Raw genomic sequence first — 19,110 nt, 5'->3', positions numbered from 1 at the left:
CCAACAGCGCGGGAGCACCGCCCGGGGCCGTCCATCGGGAGCAGCGGGCAAAGGGGGCGGCCCGTACCGCACATGCCGTGCGCCTTCGGGCGCGGATCACCGCCAGGGGAGAGAGCACACGATGGGTCACAGCACCACAGCCACGGGATCGCCGGCCTCGGCCGCCGAGCCCGCCACCGGCGTGGCGCCGCGCACCGCGGGCCACTCCAAGAAGACGCGCCAGGCGCCCAAGGGCACGTCGTCCACGGGCTCCCGGACATCGGGATCCGGCCATGCCGAGCGGGTCTTCCTCGTGCAGACGGCCTTCGCCGAGCTGGGCGGATCCGCTCACGGGCCCGGTGAGATCGCCGAGTTCACCGGCCTGGACGACTCCGTCGTCTACCGCATCCTTCAATCCGGTATCTACCAGCGCATCTTCGAGCGGGTGGACCGCGGCCTCTACCGGCTGCGGACCTCGGCCGCACAGCTCGCCTTCACCGCGCTCGACCACCGGATCGACGGCGAGATCTCGCAGACGGTGCTCCGTGGACTGCGGACGGCCACCGACAGCGGGCTGGCGTTCCTCTACATGGTGGCCCCGTTCTCCGGCGCCCAACGGCAGTGCGTCGACATGGCCGTGGGCGACTCCGACCTCGCGGAGCTGGGCATGACGCCACGCGATGTGCTGTCCGTGACGCGTTCCCTGCGCACCGGCGCCTCCGGGCGGACGATCCTCGCCTACCTGCCGGAGGTGCTCCAGCAGCGGGTGCTTGGCGAGCCTGTACCCGACCAGGCAGGACCCGGTGTCTTCCGCGACAACGCCGCCCTGCTGGACTCCCTCGCGGAGGTGCGCGACCTCGGTTACGCGCTCGGGTACGAGGAGTGCATGGCCGGCTGGAACTCCTGTGCGGCGCCGATCATGTGGGACGGCTCCATCATGGGAGCGGTCCTGCTCCTCAAGCTCAAGTCCGTGATGCCGGTGGCCCCCGACGGCGTCATCGAGGCGACGAAGGAGGCGGCGGCCGAACTCAGCCGCTACGGAGCGGCCCGTCCGTCCGCGGACCAGGACTGACGCGCGGCCCCCGGCCGCCCGCCCCCTCATGAGGCGGCCCGCGCCGGACGGCCGTGCAGAATGGCGGGGTGCGGCTCGAAGCGATCACCTGGGAACGGCTCACCGACGCGCTCGCCGAGCGGCTGGCCGCGAGGCCGGCGAAGGACGGGAGCCCGTGGCTGCGGGTGGCCGTCGACGGGGCTCCCGCCGCCTTGCCCGGTGAGCTGGCCGCCCGGCTCGCCGAGGCGCTGCGGCTGCGGGGGCGGGCGGTGCACAAGGCCGGCACCTTCGGCTTTCTGCGCCCCGCCTCGCTGCGGCTCGAATACGGCCGGGAGGATCCCGACGCCTACCACGACGAGTGGTTCGACCGGCAGGCGCTGTGGCGCGAGATCTTCCAGCCGCTGGAGCCGGGCGGCACCGGGCGGGTGCTCCCGGACCTGTGGGATCCGGTGGCGGACCGGGCGACCCGCAGCGCGTACGTGGAGCTGCCGCCCGGCGGCGTCCTGCTGTTGCACGGTCCCCTGCTGCTCGGTCACTGGTTTCCCTTCGATCTCTCGGTCCACCTGAAGCTGTCGCCGGCCGCGCTCGGCCGCCGCACCCCGGAGGCCGAGCGCTGGACACTGCCCGCCTTCGCGCGCTACGAGGCCGAGACCCGGCCCGAGGAAGCGGCCGATGTCGTCGTACGGGCCGACGATCCCCGCCGGCCGGCCTGGAGCGGACCGGAGTGAGCGTCCGCCCCGTCGTCGGAAGTGACCGTCCCGGTAAGCGCGTTCGTCTTAGCCGGGCGCCCGCTCTCAGACGGGCTGCCGATCAACTCGTCGGCGCCGCAGTCCTCTTGTGGCTTCTCCGGATACCTCGCTGCCCCGACATATTTCTCCCCCTCCCGGGGCGGCCCCGACGGCCGTCCCCCGCTGTAAAAACCGTACGGCCGACCACTGACAATCGACCGCGGAGACGCCGGGCGCGGACCGCTGACCGGCGCTGGTGGGACGGCGGTTAGCGTGGCCCTGTGACGACTTCATTCCCTGCATCCGACGAGCCCGAAGCGCTGCCCGGCAGCCAGGGCCCCACCGCCACCGTGGAGGCCCGGCCGCGCTCGGTCGGCGCCGTGAAGATGACCTATGCGCCGGACCCGGACGGCGACCCGGACCCCGGCGAGATCGTGTGGACCTGGGTGCCCTACGAGGAGAACGACGGCCGGGGCAAGGACCGCCCGGTGCTGGTCGTCGCCCGGGAGGCGGGCGGCACGCTGCTGGCCGTGCAGCTGTCCAGCAAGCGCCACAACAACGACCGGGAGTGGGTCCCGATAGGGGCCGGCCCGTGGGACCGCGCGGGGCGCGACTCATGGGTCGCCGTGGACCGGGTGCTGCGGGTGCACCCGGCCGGGATGCGGCGCGAGGCCTGCGCCCTCGACCGGGGCCGCTTCAACCTGGTCGGCAACCGGCTGCGCGAGCGCTACGGCTGGCGCTGACGGCGCCGGTGGCGGGGGCTCAGTCGGCCGCCAGGGCCAGCAGCTTGGTGACGGTGTTCCAGTTACGGGCGGTGGCAGTGACCCCGAGCGGTGCGCGGCTCACCGCGTCGGCCAGCTTGGAGCGGCCGATGCCGCCGGGGCACCACAGATACAGTTCGCGCCCGATCAGCCGGTACTGATCGGGCGTGAACGCGGCCGGGTCGAGCGCGTCGAGCCGGGAGGTGTCGGCCGGCACCGCCGACAGGAACGTGACATGGAGGCTCTTGGGCTCCGGCACGGCCTGCGGAAACGGGTTCGCGGCGACGGCGGCGGCCAGCTCGGCACCGGTCCGCACGATCACCGGCACCGTCAGACCGAGCTCGGCGGCGATCCGGTCATGGATCACCCGGGCCGTCTCCTCCGGGGGCGTACCGGGGTCGGCAAAGACGATGTTGCCGGTCTGGAGCAGGACCGAGACGTCCTCGTAGCCCAGCGACTCGGCCAGCTCCAGCTGCTTCGCCTTGGGGAAGGAGTTGTGGCCGCCGACGTTGATGCCACGGAGCAGAGCGATCTGACGGGACATGGTGCTGCCTTCATGAGAGTCGGCCTCGGCGAGGCCGGACGACGGTCGGGATCAGAAGAGCGGGGCAGGCAGCACACCCTCCAGGGCCAGCAGCAGGCGCTTGGTTTCCAGACCGCCGCCGAAGCCGCCGATCCCGCCGTCACTGGCCACGACCCGGTGGCAGGGGACGACGACCGGCAGCGGATTGGAACCCATCGCCGCACCCACGGCACGGGCGGCGCCCGGCTCCCCGACCCGGTCGGCGAGGTCCTGATAGCCGACGACACTGCCGTAGGGGACGCCGTCGGCCAGGGCATGCAGGACCCGGGCGTTGAAGCCGGAGGACAGTGACCAGTCCAGAGGGACGGTGAAGGACCGCAGCTCTCCGGCGAAGTAGGCGGTCAGCTCGGCGGTGGCCGTCGTCAGATGCGGTATCTCCGCCAGGGGCGGTCCGCCGAAGAACTGCTCCAGACGGGCCAGCGCACCGCGGGTCGTCCGCTCGTCGGCATGGAAGACGACCTGGACCAGGCCCTCCCGGGTCGCGGCGAGCAGCAGCGGGCCGATGGGGGTCGTCAGCCGTCTCCAGGCCCAGTCGCGCCGCGCCGCCGCGTCCGGTGCCGCGTCCGGCGCTGTCGCCGGACCGGAATCCTGCTCTGCATACGTCACCTGATCAGGGTAGGACGCACCACTGACAACGCGACGGGGAACGGCCCGGCGCCGCCCGCCCCCCGTCCCGTCGGTCGCTCAGTCGTCGTCGTGCTTCTCCAGGGCGTCCCGCACCACGTCGGGCTTGTTGGTGATGATCCCGTCGACGCCCAGACCGGCCGCCTTCACCGCTACCGCCGGGTCGTCGACGGTCCAGGTGTACAGGTCCAGCGCCTTGCGGTGCGGGCCGCGCAGACCGTGCACGGCGGCGACGTACTCCCGGGTGACCGCCGTGTGGACGGGATTGATCTGGTCGCAGTACTTCGCGAACTTCGGGAGGTCGGCGACGGAGGGATTGCCGAGGAAGCCCGTCTTGATGTCCGACCGGAGGCTGTGCACGGTCTTGATGGCGTCGGCGTTGAAGCTCTGGATGACCAGACGGCGCTTCACATGCCCCTTGTCCAGCCAGCCCGCGCGGCGCAGCTCCGTGAGGGCCTGGAGCTCGATGCCCGGGTAGAGCTCCGGCGACTTGAGCTCCATCAGGAGGCTCTGGTCGTTGTGCTCGACCTCGTCCATGTAGTCCTCCAGGGTCGGCACCCGCTCCCCCCGGAACTTCGGCCCGAACCAGCTGCCCGCGTCCAGCTTCTCGATCTCGTCGAGGGTGAAGTCCGAGACGTTCCAGGGCGAGCGCCCGGGGAAGACCTGCTCCACGTTCGTCGTCCGGGCGAGCGAGTTGTCATGGAGGATGACCAGCTCGCCGTCCTTGGTGCGCTGTACGTCGTTCTCGACCCACTCGATTCCGAGCCGGTCGGCCGCGTCGATCGCGGCGAGGGTGTTCTCGGGCGCGTAGGACGAGGCGCCGCGGTGGGCGACCGTCAGCGGTGTGTGTCCGGCCGGCGCGGCCTGGGCGGCGGCCGGGGAGAGGACGAGCGTGGACAGGCCCATGAGCGCACCGGAGACAACGGTGGCGACGGGGCGAATACGCATACGGGCTCCTCGTGACGTCGTGGACGTGAGCTGACGTGAAGTGACGTGAACCGGGTCGGACGGACAGAGGCTCGCAGCCGGGCCGTAGCGGGAGGCGGTCGTGTGGTGTCCGGGACCTGAACGAGACGTGGCCGGTGTTCCGTTCTGGAGCAGCGCGCAGTTGCAGGATGCCCGGATCAGCCCTGCCACAGACGTACGCTCCGCCGCCGTCCAACTTGCCGGAGGCGCGGCATCCGCGCATCTTGGCCGATGATGCGTCACCCCTCGTGCTTCTGACCGGTTTTGGTCGAACAGCTCGCTGGACGGACCGGCGCGGCGGGTTCCGGGCGAGGGCGCGACGCGCTCACGGACCTGCTTCCGGCCGGGAACAAGGGGGAGTCCCGGGGACGCAGAGGGCACGTCCCGCGCGGCGTCCCGCGTGCGCCCTGATCCCGCTGCGGCCCCGGCCCGCCGGGCACCGCGACCTCACCGCCCCGCGCCGCCGCGTCAGCTCCCCCCCGCACGGCCGTCCCGCGCTCACCGCCGTCCCGCCGCGTCGCCCGGCCGCCGCACCACCCGACGCCCGCCGCCGAACGCCCCGCGCCCGCCGCGGGCACCGGCCGCTCCCGCGGTAAAGCCGCAGGTCGCAGCGTCGTCCACGTCGGTTGTCAGTGCCGGGTCGTACGGTGGATCCCATGCGGCCCGTATCAAAGATCGAACGCACGGTGGCGCCCTTCGAGGTCGTCAGCCCCTACCAGCCCAATGGCGACCAGCCGGCGGCCATCGCCGAGCTGGAGCGGCGCATCCGCGGGGGTGAGAAGGATGTCGTCCTGCTGGGTGCGACCGGCACCGGCAAGTCGGCGACCACCGCGTGGATGATCGAGAAGCTGCAACGCCCCACACTCGTGATGGCGCCCAACAAGACCCTCGCGGCCCAGCTCGCCAACGAATTCCGCGAGCTGCTGCCCAACAACGCCGTCGAGTACTTCGTCTCCTACTACGACTACTACCAGCCCGAGGCGTACGTCCCGCAGTCCGATACGTACATCGAGAAGGACTCCTCCATCAACGAGGAGGTCGAACGGCTGCGCCACTCCGCGACGAATTCGCTGCTCACCCGGCGTGACGTCGTCGTGGTCGCCTCGGTGTCCTGCATCTACGGTCTGGGCACCCCGCAGGAGTACGTCGACCGGATGGTGCCGCTGAAGGTCGGCGACGAGATGGACCGCGACCAGCTGCTGCGCCGCTTCGTCGACATCCAGTACACCCGCAACGACGTGGCCTTCACCCGTGGCACCTTCCGGGTGCGCGGCGACACCATCGAGATCTTCCCGGTCTACGAAGAGCTGGCCGTGCGGATCGAGATGTTCGGCGACGAGATCGAGGCGCTCTCCACCCTGCACCCGCTCACCGGCGAGGTGATCAGCGACGACCGGGAGCTGTACATCTTCCCGGCCAGCCACTACATCGCCGGCCCCGAGCGCATGGAGAAGGCCATCGCGGGGATCGAGGCGGAGCTGGCGGACAGCCTCGCCACGATGGAGAAGCAGGGCAAGCATCTGGAGGCCCAGCGGCTGCGGATGCGCACCACCTACGACATCGAGATGATGCGCCAGATCGGCTCCTGCTCGGGCATCGAGAACTATTCGATGCACATGGACGGCCGTGACCCCGGCTCCGCGCCCAACACCCTCATCGACTACTTCCCGGACGACTTCCTCCTGGTCATCGACGAGTCGCATGTCACCGTCCCGCAGATCGGCGCCATGTACGAGGGCGATGCCTCGCGTAAGCGGACCCTGGTCGAGCACGGTTTCCGGCTGCCGTCCGCCCTGGACAACCGGCCGCTGAAGTGGGAAGAGTTCCTGGGGCGCATCGGCCAGACCGTCTATCTGTCGGCGACCCCGGGCTCGTACGAGCTCGCCCGGGGCGACGGCTTCGTGGAGCAGATCATCCGCCCGACCGGCCTGGTCGACCCGGAGGTGGTGGTCAAGCCCACCGACGGGCAGATCGACGACCTGGTGCACGAGATCCGTACGCGTACGGACAAGAACGAGCGCGTCCTGGTCACCACCCTCACCAAGAAGATGGCCGAGGACCTCACGGACTACTTCCTCGAGCTCGGCATCCAGGTCCGCTATCTGCACAGCGACGTGGACACCCTGCGCCGGGTGGAGCTGCTGCGGGAGCTGCGATCGGGTGAGTACGACGTCCTGGTGGGCATCAACCTGCTGCGGGAGGGCCTCGACCTCCCCGAGGTCTCCCTGGTGGCCATTCTGGACGCCGACAAGGAGGGCTTCCTGCGCTCCGGTTCGGCGCTCATCCAGACCATCGGACGCGCGGCGCGCAACGTCTCCGGTCAGGTGCACATGTACGCCGACAAGGTCACCCGGGCGATGGAGAAGGCCATCGATGAGACCAACCGCCGCCGGGAGAAGCAGCTGGCGTACAACAAGGAGAACGGCATCGACCCGCAGCCGCTCCGCAAGAAGATCGGCGACATCGTCGCCACCCTCGCCCGGGAGGAGATCGACACCCAGGAGCTGCTGGGCACGGGCTACCGCAAGGGCTCCGAGGGCAAGGACGCCAAGGGCAAGGCACCGGTCCCGGCGCTCGGCGCCAAGGGTGCGAAGGGCAAGGGCGGCAAGGCCGGCGCGGAGCTGACGGACCGCCCCGCCGCCGAACTGGCCGCGCTCATCGAGGAGATGACGGAGCGGATGCGCGCCGCCGCGGCGGAGCTCCAGTTCGAGGTCGCCGCCCGGCTGCGCGACGAGGTGGGTGAACTGAAGAAGGAGCTGCGGCAAATGAGGGAGGCCGGCGTGAAGTAGAGGCCGCAGGCGTGCGCCGAGGGGGAGGCCCGGGACGTACGCGTCCCGGCCGTCCGGGTGGCGGGCCGCACCGGCCCGGGGCGGGTATCGCCGCACGTGGGCGCGGTGTGCTCAGCGGACCGGTGTGTTGCAGAAGCGCCACAAAACGCGGGCCTTGTGCGTGCCCCGCCCGCCGCCGTGCGTAGGGTCGAAGGGCCGCCGGAAAGCTGGGCGGGGACAGTACGAGAGAGGGGACGGCGCGTGTCGGTCAATTTGTCCAAGGGGCAGGGCATCAGCCTGCAGAAGTCCGACGGAGGAGCCCTGACCGCGGTGCGGATGGGGCTGGGGTGGCGCTCGGCGCCGCGCCGTGGCCTGTTCGGGCGGCGGACCAGCGAGATCGACCTGGATGCCTCGGCGGTGCTGTTCGCCGACAAGAAGCCGATAGACGTCGTCTTCTTCCAGCATCTGGTCAGCGATGACGGCGCGGTCCGGCACACCGGCGACAACCTGGTCGGCGGCGCGGGTCAGGGCGGCGACGACGAGGCGATCCTGGTCGACCTGGCGCGGGTGCCGGTGCACATCGACCAGATCGTCTTCACCGTCAACTCCTTCACCGGCCAGACCTTCGCCGAGGTGCAGGACGCCTTCTGCCGTCTGGTGGACGAGTCCACCGGCCAGGAGCTGGCCCGTTACACCCTCACGGGCGGCGGCGACTACACCGCACAGGTCATGTCCAAGGTGCACCGCACGGGCAGCGGCTGGCAGATGACCGCCATCGGCGAGCCCTGCGTCGGCCGCACCTTCCAGGACCTTGTGCCGGCGATCGTGCCGCACCTGTAGCCACCACCGTCGTGGCAGCGCGCACCGGGCCGCGCCGCCGCCGCTCCGGGCCCGCGCCCGGCGTCCGGCCCGGGGAACGCCATCACTACCAGGGGGAACAACGATGACGGCCGAGCTGGTCCGGGGGCAGAACCATCCACTGGACCGGACACGGGTGGAGATCCGGGTGGCGGCGGGCGGTCCCGTCGTGGCCGGGGTGACCCTCGGCGACGAGCAGGGCAGGCTCTCCGGCGTCGAGGCGGTGGCCCACCCGGGCGCACCCCGCCGCACCGGCATCGAGGTTCCCCGCCAGGCGGCCGCCGAGCACCGCATCGCGGTGGATCTCGACGCGCTGCCCGCCGCCGTCCACCGGGTGAGCGTGCTGCTGGCGCTGCCCAGCGGGCTCGGCGAGCTGACCGCCTTCGGCGCCGCCGCCGCACCCGCCGTCACGGTCACCGGCCTCGACGGCACCGGCATCGTCCGCTACACGATCACCGGCCTGGGCGCCGAGTCCGCCGTCGTCGCCGTGGAGCTCTACCGCAGGCAGGACGCCTGGAAGGTGCGCGCCGTGGGCCAGGGCTACGCCGACGGCCTCCCGGCGATGCTGCGGGACCAGGGGCTGCCACAGGCGGCGGAGCTGGCCGCGGAGATCGAGGAAGCGGTCGGCCGGGGGCAGGCCCGTGCGGTCCCCGCGCCCGCCCCCATGACGGCCGGCCGGTCCGAACGCCCCGGCACTGGCCCGGCCGCCGCGCCCGCCCAGGACCGGCCGTCCCCCGCACCCACCACGGCAGCTGACGGCCCGACACCTTCCGGGGCCGAAGCCGTATCGGGGACCGGAGCCGCATCCGGCTCCCGCCCCGGCTCCGCAGCCCCATCCGGCCCCGGCCCCGGCGTAGGAGCGAAGTCCGCCGCCGGCTCCAAGGCCGGAGACCTGCCGCCCACCCCGGCGGACGGCGGCCCCATCGACTACCGGCACCCCGGCCGCCGCAGCACCCCCGCCCCGTCTTCCCCGCGCCCGGCCGGTCCGCCCCCCTCGGCCACGGGGCCCACCGGACCGGACGGCTCCCCGCTGCCGGTGGCCGGTGACGCCGCCGGCTGGAGCATGGACGAGCGGCTCTACAACCAGGTCTGGGGCATGTTCGAGGACCTGGCGCGCTCGGTCGCCGCCTACCGCAGCGCCGCCGACTTCGCCGAGACCCGCCTGGAGCAGGAGCTGGACCGGGCCCTCGCCGACCCGCGCGCCCGCCTCGGCACGGCGGGTGACGCCGCGCGCGCCACCGCCCGCGACAAGCACGCCACCCTCGTCACCCAGGCCCGCGCCGCCCTGGACCGCGACCTCGCACAGCTGACGGCCGAGTCGGAGGTCGTGGAGCCCGCGCTGCCGCCCGCCTTCGCCCGTTGGGACAACCCCGTATGGCAGGGCTACCACGTGCCGCTGGAGCGCCCGATGGCGCTGCGTCTGGGCGATCTGCACCTTCCGGAGGTCCTGGACCTGCGTATCCCCATGCTGGTGCGGCTGCCGCTGGAGCGCGGCCTGTGGATCGACAGCGGACCCGACAGCTACGGCCGCGGCGGCCCCGGCCCCGAGCGGGACATCGGCCGGCGGGAGCTGCCCGGTGCGCTCACGGACGGGGCGCCCGACGGGGCCGAGGCGCGCCGCCTGGCCATGGAGTCGGCCGTCGCGATCGCCGCCCGGCTGCTCGCCATCCACCCCGCCGGTGAGTTCGCGGTCCAGGTCATCGACCCGGCCGGGGCTGCCGCGCCCGCGCTGGCGCCGCTGGTGGAGAGCGGTGCGCTGCCCGCCTACCCGCTGCCCGGCGCCAAGGGCGTGGCGGCGGTCCTGGAGGAGCTGACCCGGCGGGTGGAGCTCGTCCAGATGGCCGTCCGCCATCGCGCCGCGGACGCGCTGCCGGCGGACCTCGACACCGCCGAGCAGTTGCTGATCGTGCATGACTTCCCGCACGGCTTCGACGACCGTGCCCTCACCCGGCTCCGCTATCTGGCCGACGAGGGGCCGGCGGTCGGGGTGCATCTGATGCTGGTCGCCGACCGCGCCCAGAGCCGGGAGCACGGCCCGGTCCTGGATCCGCTGTGGCGCTCCCTGCTGCGTCTCACTCCGGTGCCCGACGCGCACCTCGCCGACCCCTGGGTCGGCCATGCCTGGACGTACGAGCCGCCGCTCGCCCCGCAGGGCAGCCAGGTGGTGCGTCAGGTGCTGGGCCGGCTCGCAGCGGCTCGCCGGGCCTCCTGACCAGCCATTTTACCTTTTTCTTTACTATTCATTGGTCTTCCTTTACGCTTCTTGGTGCGGAGGGGAGTATTCCCACCACGACGTACCCGTCATCACGGATTCGAGTGTGACGAGATCCCGGGGCGTCGGTCCCGTCCCCCTTCGGGCGGACGGGGCGGAAGAGACCTCCGGCAGCGACGACGCTGTAAGTGCCGTACGACTCTGCCGGAGGAGCAGTGGACGTTTCCCTGAACCTGTGGGTGCTGACCATCCTTGGTCTCTGTGCCCTGATCGCCGCCGACTTCTTCATCGGCGGCCGCAAACCACACGAGGTCTCCCTCAAGGAGGCCGGAATCTGGACCGGTGTCTGGATCGCCCTCGCCGCGCTGTTCGGCGTCGGGCTGCTGCTGTTCGCAGGCACCGCACCGGCCGGTGAGTTCTTCGCCGGATTCATCACCGAGAAGTCCCTGAGCGTCGACAACCTCTTCGTCTTCGTGCTGATCATGGCGAAGTTCGCGGTACCGACGATCTACCAGCAGCGGGTGCTGATGGTGGGTGTGCTGATCGCGCTGGTGCTGCGGGCCGGCTTCATCGGTGCGGGCGCCGCGATCATCGCCAACTTCTCCTGGATCTTCTACCTCTTCGGCGCGTTCCTCATCTGGACCGCCTGGAAGCTCATCAAGGAGGCGCGTGCCGACCAGGAGGACGAGGAGTTCGAGGAGAACCGCTTCCTGAAGTTGGTCGAGAAGCGCTTCCCGTCGACCGACAAGTACCACGGAACCAAGCTGTTCATCGTCGAGAACGGCAAGCGGCTGATGACGCCGATGCTGATCGTCATGCTGGCGATCGGCACCACCGACGTCCTCTTCGCCCTGGACTCCATCCCGGCGATCTTCGGCCTCACCCAGGACCCGTACATCGTCTTCACCGCCAACGCCTTCGCCCTGATGGGTCTGCGGCAGCTGTACTTCCTGATCGGCGGACTGCTCAAGAAGCTGGTCCACCTCTCGTACGGCCTGTCGGTCATCCTGGGCTTCATCGGCGTGAAGCTGGTGCTGCACGCCCTGCACGAGTCCGGCGTACCGGTCCCGGAGATCACCATTCCGGTCTCCCTGGGCGTGATCTGCGCCGTCCTGGTCGTCACGACCATCACCAGCCTCCGCGCCTCGAAGAAGCAGGCCGCAGCCGAGGCCACCGCCAAGGAACACATAGACGCCTGACGCCGGCACCCAGGCCCGGAAAACGGCGCCCGGTCTCCGCCCCCTCCAGGGGCGGGGCCGGGCGCCGCCGCCTTGTACGTGGCGGCACCCGTCAGTACGTCACGGTGATCCGCCGCGCCACTCCGTGCTACCAGCCGCGCTTGCGCCACTCCGCGAGCTGTGGGCGTTCCGCGCCGAGCGTGGTGTCGTTGCCGTGGCCCGGGTACACCCAGGTCTCGTCGGGCAGTTCGCCGAAGAGCTTGTGTTCCACGTCGTCGATGAGACGGACGAAGTTCTCGGCGCTGCCGAAGGTGTTGCCGACGCCGCCGGGGAACAGGCAGTCCCCGGTGAACAGATGCGGGGCGCCGTGCGGGTCGTCGTAGACGAGCGCGATGCTGCCCGGGGTGTGCCCGACCAGGTGGCGCGCGGTCAGTTCGACCCGGCCTACGGTGAGGGTGTCGCCGTCCTCGACCGGCACGTTCGTGGGGACGGGAATGCCCTCTGCGTCGTACCGCCCCGCGTAGGTCCGCGCGCCCGTCGCGTCGACGACCTCGCGCAGCGCGCCCCAGTGGTCTCCGTGCCGGTGGGTGGTGACCACGGAGGCGATACCGCTGTCGCCGATCAGCGAGAGGAGGGTGTGCGGCTCGGCGGCCGCGTCGATCAGCAGTTGCTCATCGGTCGCCCGGCACCGCAGCACATAGGCGTTGTTGTTCATCGGACCGACCGCGACCTTGGAAATCATCAGGTCGGTCAGCTCGTGCACGTCGGCCGGTCCGCCGACCTTCACTGCTCCGCTGTAGCCCATGGGACCACTCTAAAGCGGCGGTACTGCGGGCAGTACGCAGCCGTGGCCGTCCAGTTCGGCGTCGTCGCCGCGGCCGGTGAGCCAGCCGACCAGGTCGGCCGCGGAGCCGGTCACCACCAGGGGCGCGGCCGCGGCGTCCGGCCCGGTGGCCGTGCGGCCGGTGCGCCACCGGCGGCCGTCGTCGGCGCGCAGCTCCAGCGGGGGCAGGTCCGGGTGCCCGGCGAATTTGATCGCGGACAGGAAGTCCAGCTCACGGTCGATGAACGCGGGGGACAGCTGGTCGACGGTGTGGCCGACGCCGAGGTCGACATGGTGCAGTTCGAGCTCGGCCAGCCGGCGCAGCGGCAGCCGGTCGGCCCGCTCGACGACGCCGTTGCGCATCTCGACCTCGAACGCCCGGCGGGCCTCCGGCAGCGCCTCCATCGCCGCGTCGAACCGCGCGGCGGTCTCCCGGAGATCCTCCAGCTGCGCCGCCAGCGGCCGGTCCGCGCCCTGCTCGATATCGCGTTCGCGCGCCTCGGCACTGGCGTACATCGGTGTCCGCACGTCCGTACGCGCCCAGGCGAGGAGGTTGCCCAGCGCGTCCGCGTTGCGCGCCAGATGGGCGAGGACATGGCCGCGGGTCCAGCCGGGGAGCAGCGACGGCTCGCCGATCGCCGCGTCGTCGAGCTTGCTCACCGAGACCAGGAGCCGGTCGGTGGCCTCGCGGACGGCTGCCGCATCGTGCGGGAAGTCAGACGGGGTGAGGGTCATGGTGCGACGCTAGCGCCGTCCGGGCGGCTGCGGGAGTCGGCCGACGCCGGTCGGGGCGTACGCGGGCGGGGCGGGGAGCGCGTATCAGCCGAACGGGAGGGCTGGTCCGCGCCACCCGCCCCGCGGGTCAGGCCACCGCGCCGTCCGGTGTGCCGAACCAGCTGCGGAGCGCCGCGGTCGGCTCGTCCCGGGTGTCCGGGCCGCCGGAGTCCGCCGCCCAGGCGGTGCAGCCGTCCGGCCGCACCAGCAGTCCGGCCAGGCCGGGCCGCCCGGGGCAGCCCGCGGTGCGCACCCGCACCCGGCCGCCGTACCCCGCGGCGGCCGCCCGCACCCCGGCGTCATCGGCGAGATCGAGCAACAGCCCGCGCCCGTCGTGCAGATGGTCGGCGAGCCGGGTGCCGTCGGAGAGTTCCAGGTCCGGGGCGCTGCGGCCGGTCAGCGGATGACCGCCGGGCAGGTCGTAGCGCTGTCCGACCCCGGAGATCTTCTTGGCGAAGAAGGTGGTGGCGTGGACGGTCCCGGTCAGTTCCGCGACCACCCCGCGCAGCGCCCGCGCGTGCGACTCCGGCCGCATCAGGGCCACTTGGGCCCGGGTCCACCCCAGCACCCACGCGCCCAGGGGGTGCCGTTCGGCGGTGTACGTGTCGAGCAGTCCCTCCGGCGCCCGGCCGCGTACCGTGGCGGCCAGCTTCCAGCCGAGGTTCATCGCGTCACCGATACCGAGGTTCAGCCCCTGGCCGCCGAACGGGGAGTGCACATGGGCCGCGTCACCGGCCAGTAGTACCCGCCCGGAGCGGTAGTCGGGCACCTGGCGCGCGTTGTCCGTGAACCGGGTCGCCGAGAGCACCTTGTGGATCCTGACGTCCGGCACCCCGGACACCTTGCGCAGCGACTCCTCCAACTCCTCGGCGGTGACGGGGGCTTCGCGGTCCGCGGGCGGCCCGTCGAATTCCACGGTGAGGATCCGGCCGGGCATCGGCCCGTGCACATACGTCCCGGTCTCGGTCCAGTTCCAGCCCGCCCCCAGCCCGTCGGCGCCGGTCATCTCCACCAGGGCCTGTCGGCCGGTGAGCTCGGGGGCGGTGCCGGGGAACGGGAAGCCGGCGAGGCGGCGGACCGTACTGCGGCCGCCGTCGCAGCCGACCAGCCAGTCGGTGCGCAGCGACCCGTCCGAGGTGTGCACATGCACGCCGTCGTCACCGGCGTCGAAGCCGGTCAGGGTCACCCCGCGGCGCAGGTCGACGCCCAACTCGGCGGCGCGGGCGCCGAGGACCCTCTCCAGGGCCTCCTGCGGTACGAGGCCGACCTCGCCGGCGGGCCCGTGGCCGTCGAAGTCGGGGTCGGACTCGTCCAGCAGATCGCCGCGCAGCATGATGCCCGCGAAATGCCCGGCGAACTTCGGCGGCTGCCGCACCTGCGAGGCCCCGGCGTCCTGCCGCTGCCGCAGGAACGCGCTGAACTTCTCGAAGGCCGCGCGCTGTGCCTCCACCAGGCCGGGCAGCATCCCGCGCCGGTAAAACGCCTCCGAACTGGGGGAGTTGATCGCCCCCGCCTTGATCGTCGTGTCCACTTCGGTCAGCCGCTCCAGAACGACGACCGATATCTCTGCCAGTGCGAGTTCGCAGGCGAGCATCAGCCCCACCGGGCCGCCCCCCGCCACCACTACGTCTGCGTCATACGTCATGGAAATTAGTGTAGTCACTAAAAAGTTGTGGCGGCTCAAAGATGGCTAAAATTCCGCCCATGGTGGATGAGGAACGGCGCGGCGGCGCGCGGGCGGCGGACAGTGAGCGGCCAGGGGGCCGGCAGCCGGAGACCGGTTTCGGGGTGGACGAGGGGCGGCTGACCCTCCGCGAGCGCAAGAAGCTGCGCACCCGGCAGCGGATCTCCGGAGAGGCCACCCTGCTGTTCATCAGGCGCGGCTTCGACCACGTCACGGTCGCCGAGGTGGCCCGCGCCGCCGAGGTGTCGACGATGACGGTCTTCAATTACTTCCCGCGCAAGGAGGACCTCTTCCTCGACCGGATCCCCGAGGCTCGGGAGCTGATCCTCCGCGCCGTCCGGGAGCGCGGCCCTGAGGAGTCGCCCCTCGCCGCGCTGCGCCGGCTGGTGCTCGCCCTGCTGGCGGAGCGGCATCCGCTGGGCGGGGTGGGGGAGGGGTTCGGGCACTTCTGGCGCACGGTGCTGGACTCCCCGGCGCTGCGGGCGCGGGGGCGGGAGGCGGTCGAGGAGATGGAGGGCGCGCTCGCCGCACTGCTCGCCGAGGCCGCTGGGGGCGACGCGGAGCGGCCCGGTCAGGAGGCGCGGCTGGGCGCGGCGCTGACCGTCGCGGCGATCCGGGTGGCATACGTCGACGCCGCGGCCCGGCAGCTCGGGGGTGACCCGGTGGACGAGGTGGCCGTTGAGCAGGCGGAGGTGCTGCGGCGGACGTTCGATGCGCTGGAGCGGGCACTGCCGGGCTTTGCTTGACGGGGGCGTTTCCGCAGCGTATGGGCGTGTGGCGGGGCGGGAAGATTGTGCGGCCGCCACACGTTCGGGTGAAGAGGACTTGCGAGTCCGGTAAATCGAATGCGCGTGCTATAAGCTCGTGTGTGGCATCCCAAAGACAGTGCCGCGGCGGGCCCCTACCCTGGGGCGGGGCTCCGCTCGCTCCGCCGCCCCTGCTCACTCCGAGCGGCGGACGCAGAGCCGCGGCCCCCGCCCCCTCAAGAAAGGTGCCGACCGGCGTGGCCGACCGTCTCATCGTCCGTGGCGCTCGCGAGCACAACCTCAAGAACGTCTCGCTCGACCTCCCCCGCGACTCCCTCATCGTCTTCACGGGGCTCTCCGGGTCGGGCAAGTCCTCGCTCGCCTTCGACACGATCTTCGCCGAGGGGCAGCGGCGCTATGTCGAGTCGCTCTCCTCCTATGCCCGGCAGTTCCTCGGGCAGATGGACAAGCCCGATGTGGACTTCATCGAGGGCCTGTCCCCCGCGGTGTCGATCGACCAGAAGTCGACCTCGCGCAACCCGCGCTCGACGGTCGGCACGATCACCGAGGTCTACGACTACCTCCGCCTGCTCTTCGCCCGGGTCGGCAAGCCGCACTGTCCCGAGTGCGGACGGCCGATCGCCCGGCAGTCGCCGCAGGCCATCGTCGACAAGGTGCTCGAACTCCCCGAAGGCAGCCGCTTCCAGGTGCTTTCCCCGCTGGTGCGTGAGCGCAAGGGCGAGTTCGTCGATCTCTTCTCCGACCTCCAGACCAAGGGCTACAGCCGGGCGCGGGTGGACGGGGAGACGATCCATCTCGCCGAGCCGCCGAAGCTGAAGAAGCAGGAGAAGCACACCATCGAGGTGGTCGTCGACCGCCTCACGGTCAAGGAGACCGCCAAGCGGCGGCTGACCGACTCCGTCGAGACGGCCCTCGGGCTCTCCGGAGGCATGGTCATCCTCGACTTCGTCGACCTGGACCCGGACGACCCGCAGCGCGAGCGGATGTACTCGGAGCATCTGTACTGCGCCTACGACGACCTCTCCTTCGAGGAGCTGGAGCCGCGCTCCTTCTCCTTCAACTCGCCCTTCGGCGCCTGCCCGGACTGCACCGGTATCGGTACCCGCATGGAGGTCGACCCCGAGCTGATCGTCCCCGACGAGGACCGCTCCCTCGACGAGGGCGCGATCCACCCCTGGTCGCACGGGCACACCAAGGAGTACTTCGGCCGCCTGGTCGGTGCGCTGGCGGACGCCCTCGGGTTCCGTACGGACATCCCGTGGGCCGGGCTGCCGGCCCGCGCCAAGAAGGCCCTGCTCCAGGGCCACAAGACCCAGATCGAGGTGCGCTACCGCAACCGGTACGGCCGCGAGCGGGCCTACACCACCCCCTTCGAGGGCGCCCTGCCGTTCGTCAAGCGGCGGCACTCCGAGGCGGAGAGCGACAGCAGCCGGGAGCGCTTCGAGGGCTATATGCGCGAGGTGCCCTGCCCGACCTGTGAGGGCACCCGGCTCAAGCCGATCGTGCTCGCCGTCACGGTCCAGCAGAAGTCGATCGCCGATGTCGCGGCCATGTCGATCAGCGACTGTGCCGACTTCCTGCGGGAGATGAAGCTCACCGCGCGCGAGAAGAAGATCGCCGAGCGGGTCCTCAAGGAGGTCAACGAGCGGCTGAAGTTCCTGGTCGACGTCGGCCTGGACTATCTCTCGCTGAACCGCGCGGCCGGCACCCTCTCCGGCGGTGAGGCCCAGCGGATCCGCCTTGCCACCCAGATCGGCTCCGGCCTGGTGGGCGTGCTCTACGTCCTCGACGAACCGTCGATCGGTCTGCACCAGCGCGACAACCACCGGCTGATCGAGACCCTGGTGCGGCTGCGCGACATGGGCAACACCCTGATCGTCGTGGAGCACGACGAGGACACCATCAAGGTCGCCGACTGGGTCGTGGACATCGGCCCGGGCGCCGGTGAGCACGGCGGCAAGGTCGTGCACAGCGGCCCGATGAAGCAGCTGCTGGCCAACAAGGACTCGGTCACCGGCCAGTATCTGTCCGGCAAGAAGGCCATCGCGACCCCGGACATCCGGCGGCCCGCCGACCCGGCGCGGCAGCTGACGGTGCACGGCGCGAAGGAGAACAACCTCCGCGACATCGACGTCTCCTTCCCGCTCGGGGTGTTCTCCGCGGTCACCGGAGTCTCCGGCTCCGGCAAGTCGACGCTGGTCAACGACATCCTCTACACCCACCTCGCGCGCGAGCTGAACGGCGCCAAGTCGGTGCCGGGCCGGCACACCCGGGTGGCCGGGGATGATCTGGTGGACAAGGTCGTGCATGTCGACCAGTCGCCGATCGGCCGCACCCCCCGCTCCAACCCGGCCACCTACACCGGTGTTTTCGATCATGTCCGCAAGCTCTTCGCGGAGACGATGGAGGCCAAGGTCCGTGGCTATCTGCCGGGCCGCTTCTCCTTCAACGTCAAGGGCGGCCGCTGCGAGAACTGCTCCGGCGACGGCACCATCAAGATCGAGATGAACTTCCTGCCGGATGTGTATGTGCCGTGCGAGGTCTGCCACGGGGCGCGCTACAACCGCGAGACGCTGGAGGTCCACTACAAGGGCAAGTCCATCGCCGAGGTGCTGGACATGCCCATCGAGGAGGCCCTGAGCTTCTTCGAGGCGGTGCCGACCATCGCCCGGCATCTCAAGACGCTCAACGAGGTCGGCCTCGGCTATGTCCGGCTCGGGCAGTCCGCGCCGACGCTCTCCGGGGGTGAGGCGCAGCGCGTCAAGCTGGCCAGCGAGCTCCAGAAGCGCTCCACGGGCAGCACGGTCTATGTCCTCGACGAGCCGACCACCGGTCTGCACTTCGATGACATCAGCAAGCTGATCAATGTGCTGGCCGGTCTGGTCGACAAGGGCAACACGGTGATCGTCATCGAGCACAACCTCGATGTGATCAAGACCGCCGACTGGGTCATCGACATGGGTCCCGAGGGTGGCAACGGTGGCGGCCTGGTCGTCGCCGAAGGCACCCCGGAGGACATCGCGTCCATCCCGGCCAGCCACACCGGCAAGTTCCTGCGGGAGATCCTCGGCGACCGCGTCAGCGATGCCGCACCGGTGAAGGCCTCCGCCAAGAAGCCGGTGGCCAAGAAGACCGCGGCGAAGAAGACCGCAGCGAAGAAGACCGTGGCCAAGAAGACCACGGCGCGGGCCCGCCGCACTTCCTGACACCCACGGGCCGTGCGCACCGGGCCGTCACCGCTCTCCGTACGCCGGGGGCGGTGGCGGCCCGTCGTGGTGACGGGCCGCTGGCCTGACAGTGCGCGGGAGGCCGCGAGCCCATACGCCCCGTACCGGAGCGGCCCACCCTCCACCT

General features: G+C 71.3%; 15 protein-coding genes. 9 read left to right on the top strand and 6 right to left on the bottom strand.

The window, feature by feature from the left end:
* The first annotated feature begins 121 nt into the window (after window positions 1–121).
* The 3 genes from QT196_RS10265 to QT196_RS10255 all read left to right on the top strand — a co-directional run bounded on the left by QT196_RS10265 (window position 122) and on the right by QT196_RS10255 (window position 2,501).
* Window positions 122–1,051, top strand: coding sequence for an IclR family transcriptional regulator C-terminal domain-containing protein (locus tag QT196_RS10265; RefSeq protein WP_168478600.1), 930 nt, complete (start codon window positions 122–124; stop codon window positions 1,049–1,051).
* A 68-nt stretch (window positions 1,052–1,119) separates the two neighbouring features.
* Window positions 1,120–1,758 (top strand): uridine kinase, encoded by a 639-nt coding sequence (locus tag QT196_RS10260; RefSeq protein ID WP_168478599.1) that lies wholly within the window; start codon window positions 1,120–1,122, stop codon window positions 1,756–1,758.
* A gap of 281 nt (window positions 1,759–2,039) precedes the next feature.
* Window positions 2,040–2,501 (top strand): type II toxin-antitoxin system PemK/MazF family toxin, encoded by a 462-nt coding sequence (locus QT196_RS10255; protein WP_168478598.1) that lies wholly within the window; start codon window positions 2,040–2,042, stop codon window positions 2,499–2,501.
* Window positions 2,502–2,520: 19 nt separating this feature from the next.
* Here QT196_RS10255 and QT196_RS10250 read toward each other — a convergent pair whose 3' ends face one another.
* From QT196_RS10250 to QT196_RS10240, 3 genes are all read right to left on the bottom strand, one after another.
* Entirely contained in the window at window positions 2,521–3,063 is a 543-nt protein-coding gene (locus QT196_RS10250) for a DUF1697 domain-containing protein (protein ID WP_168478597.1), read from the bottom strand.
* Between the two features lie 51 nt (window positions 3,064–3,114).
* Entirely contained in the window at window positions 3,115–3,708 is a 594-nt protein-coding gene (locus QT196_RS10245; RefSeq protein ID WP_211117328.1) for a methylated-DNA--[protein]-cysteine S-methyltransferase, read from the bottom strand.
* A gap of 78 nt (window positions 3,709–3,786) precedes the next feature.
* The gene (locus QT196_RS10240) at window positions 3,787–4,674 is read right to left on the bottom strand and encodes a glycerophosphodiester phosphodiesterase family protein (protein ID WP_168478596.1); all 888 of its coding nucleotides are present in this window, start codon (window positions 4,672–4,674) and stop codon (window positions 3,787–3,789) included.
* 674 nt (window positions 4,675–5,348) lie between these two features.
* Between QT196_RS10240 and uvrB the strand changes: the two genes are divergently transcribed.
* From uvrB to QT196_RS10220, 4 genes are all read left to right on the top strand, one after another.
* Entirely contained in the window at window positions 5,349–7,481 is a 2,133-nt protein-coding gene (gene uvrB / locus QT196_RS10235; protein WP_168478595.1) for an excinuclease ABC subunit UvrB, read from the top strand.
* 240 nt (window positions 7,482–7,721) lie between these two features.
* On the top strand, window positions 7,722–8,300 hold the full coding sequence (locus QT196_RS10230) for a TerD family protein (protein WP_085928208.1): 579 nt from the start codon (window positions 7,722–7,724) through the stop codon (window positions 8,298–8,300).
* 103 nt (window positions 8,301–8,403) lie between these two features.
* Window positions 8,404–10,530 carry a TerD family protein gene (locus QT196_RS10225; RefSeq protein WP_290354783.1) on the top strand — a complete coding sequence of 709 codons (2,127 nt, stop codon included), beginning with the start codon at window positions 8,404–8,406 and terminating at the stop codon, window positions 10,528–10,530.
* A gap of 215 nt (window positions 10,531–10,745) precedes the next feature.
* A complete protein-coding gene (locus QT196_RS10220) occupies window positions 10,746–11,729 on the top strand; it encodes a TerC family protein (protein WP_168478594.1) in 984 nt (327 codons plus the stop codon).
* A 127-nt stretch (window positions 11,730–11,856) separates the two neighbouring features.
* On the opposite strand, the gene QT196_RS10215 is transcribed toward QT196_RS10220, so the two are convergent.
* The 3 genes from QT196_RS10215 to QT196_RS10205 form a co-directional block, all read right to left on the bottom strand.
* Window positions 11,857–12,513, bottom strand: a complete 657-nt coding sequence (locus tag QT196_RS10215; protein ID WP_290354782.1) for an MBL fold metallo-hydrolase — start codon at window positions 12,511–12,513, stop codon at window positions 11,857–11,859.
* A 9-nt stretch (window positions 12,514–12,522) separates the two neighbouring features.
* On the bottom strand, window positions 12,523–13,266 hold the full coding sequence (locus QT196_RS10210) for a maleylpyruvate isomerase family mycothiol-dependent enzyme (protein WP_168478592.1): 744 nt from the start codon (window positions 13,264–13,266) through the stop codon (window positions 12,523–12,525).
* Window positions 13,267–13,393: 127 nt separating this feature from the next.
* Window positions 13,394–14,950 (bottom strand): FAD-dependent oxidoreductase, encoded by a 1,557-nt coding sequence (locus QT196_RS10205; RefSeq protein ID WP_290354781.1) that lies wholly within the window; start codon window positions 14,948–14,950, stop codon window positions 13,394–13,396.
* 59 nt (window positions 14,951–15,009) lie between these two features.
* Between QT196_RS10205 and QT196_RS10200 the strand changes: the two genes are divergently transcribed.
* Both QT196_RS10200 and uvrA read left to right on the top strand, forming a co-directional pair.
* Entirely contained in the window at window positions 15,010–15,735 is a 726-nt protein-coding gene (locus QT196_RS10200; RefSeq protein WP_168478590.1) for a TetR/AcrR family transcriptional regulator, read from the top strand.
* 257 nt (window positions 15,736–15,992) lie between these two features.
* Entirely contained in the window at window positions 15,993–18,962 is a 2,970-nt protein-coding gene (gene uvrA, locus QT196_RS10195) for an excinuclease ABC subunit UvrA (RefSeq protein WP_290354780.1), read from the top strand.
* The last annotated feature ends 148 nt before the right edge of the window (window positions 18,963–19,110 follow it).

This window comes from Streptomyces sp. P9-2B-2, from assembly GCF_030406865.1.
GTDB classification, from domain to species: Bacteria; Actinomycetota; Actinomycetes; order Streptomycetales; family Streptomycetaceae; genus Streptomyces; species Streptomyces platensis.
Note: the sequence above shows the minus strand (reverse complement) of the source record. Positions and strands in the feature narration are given on the sequence as shown.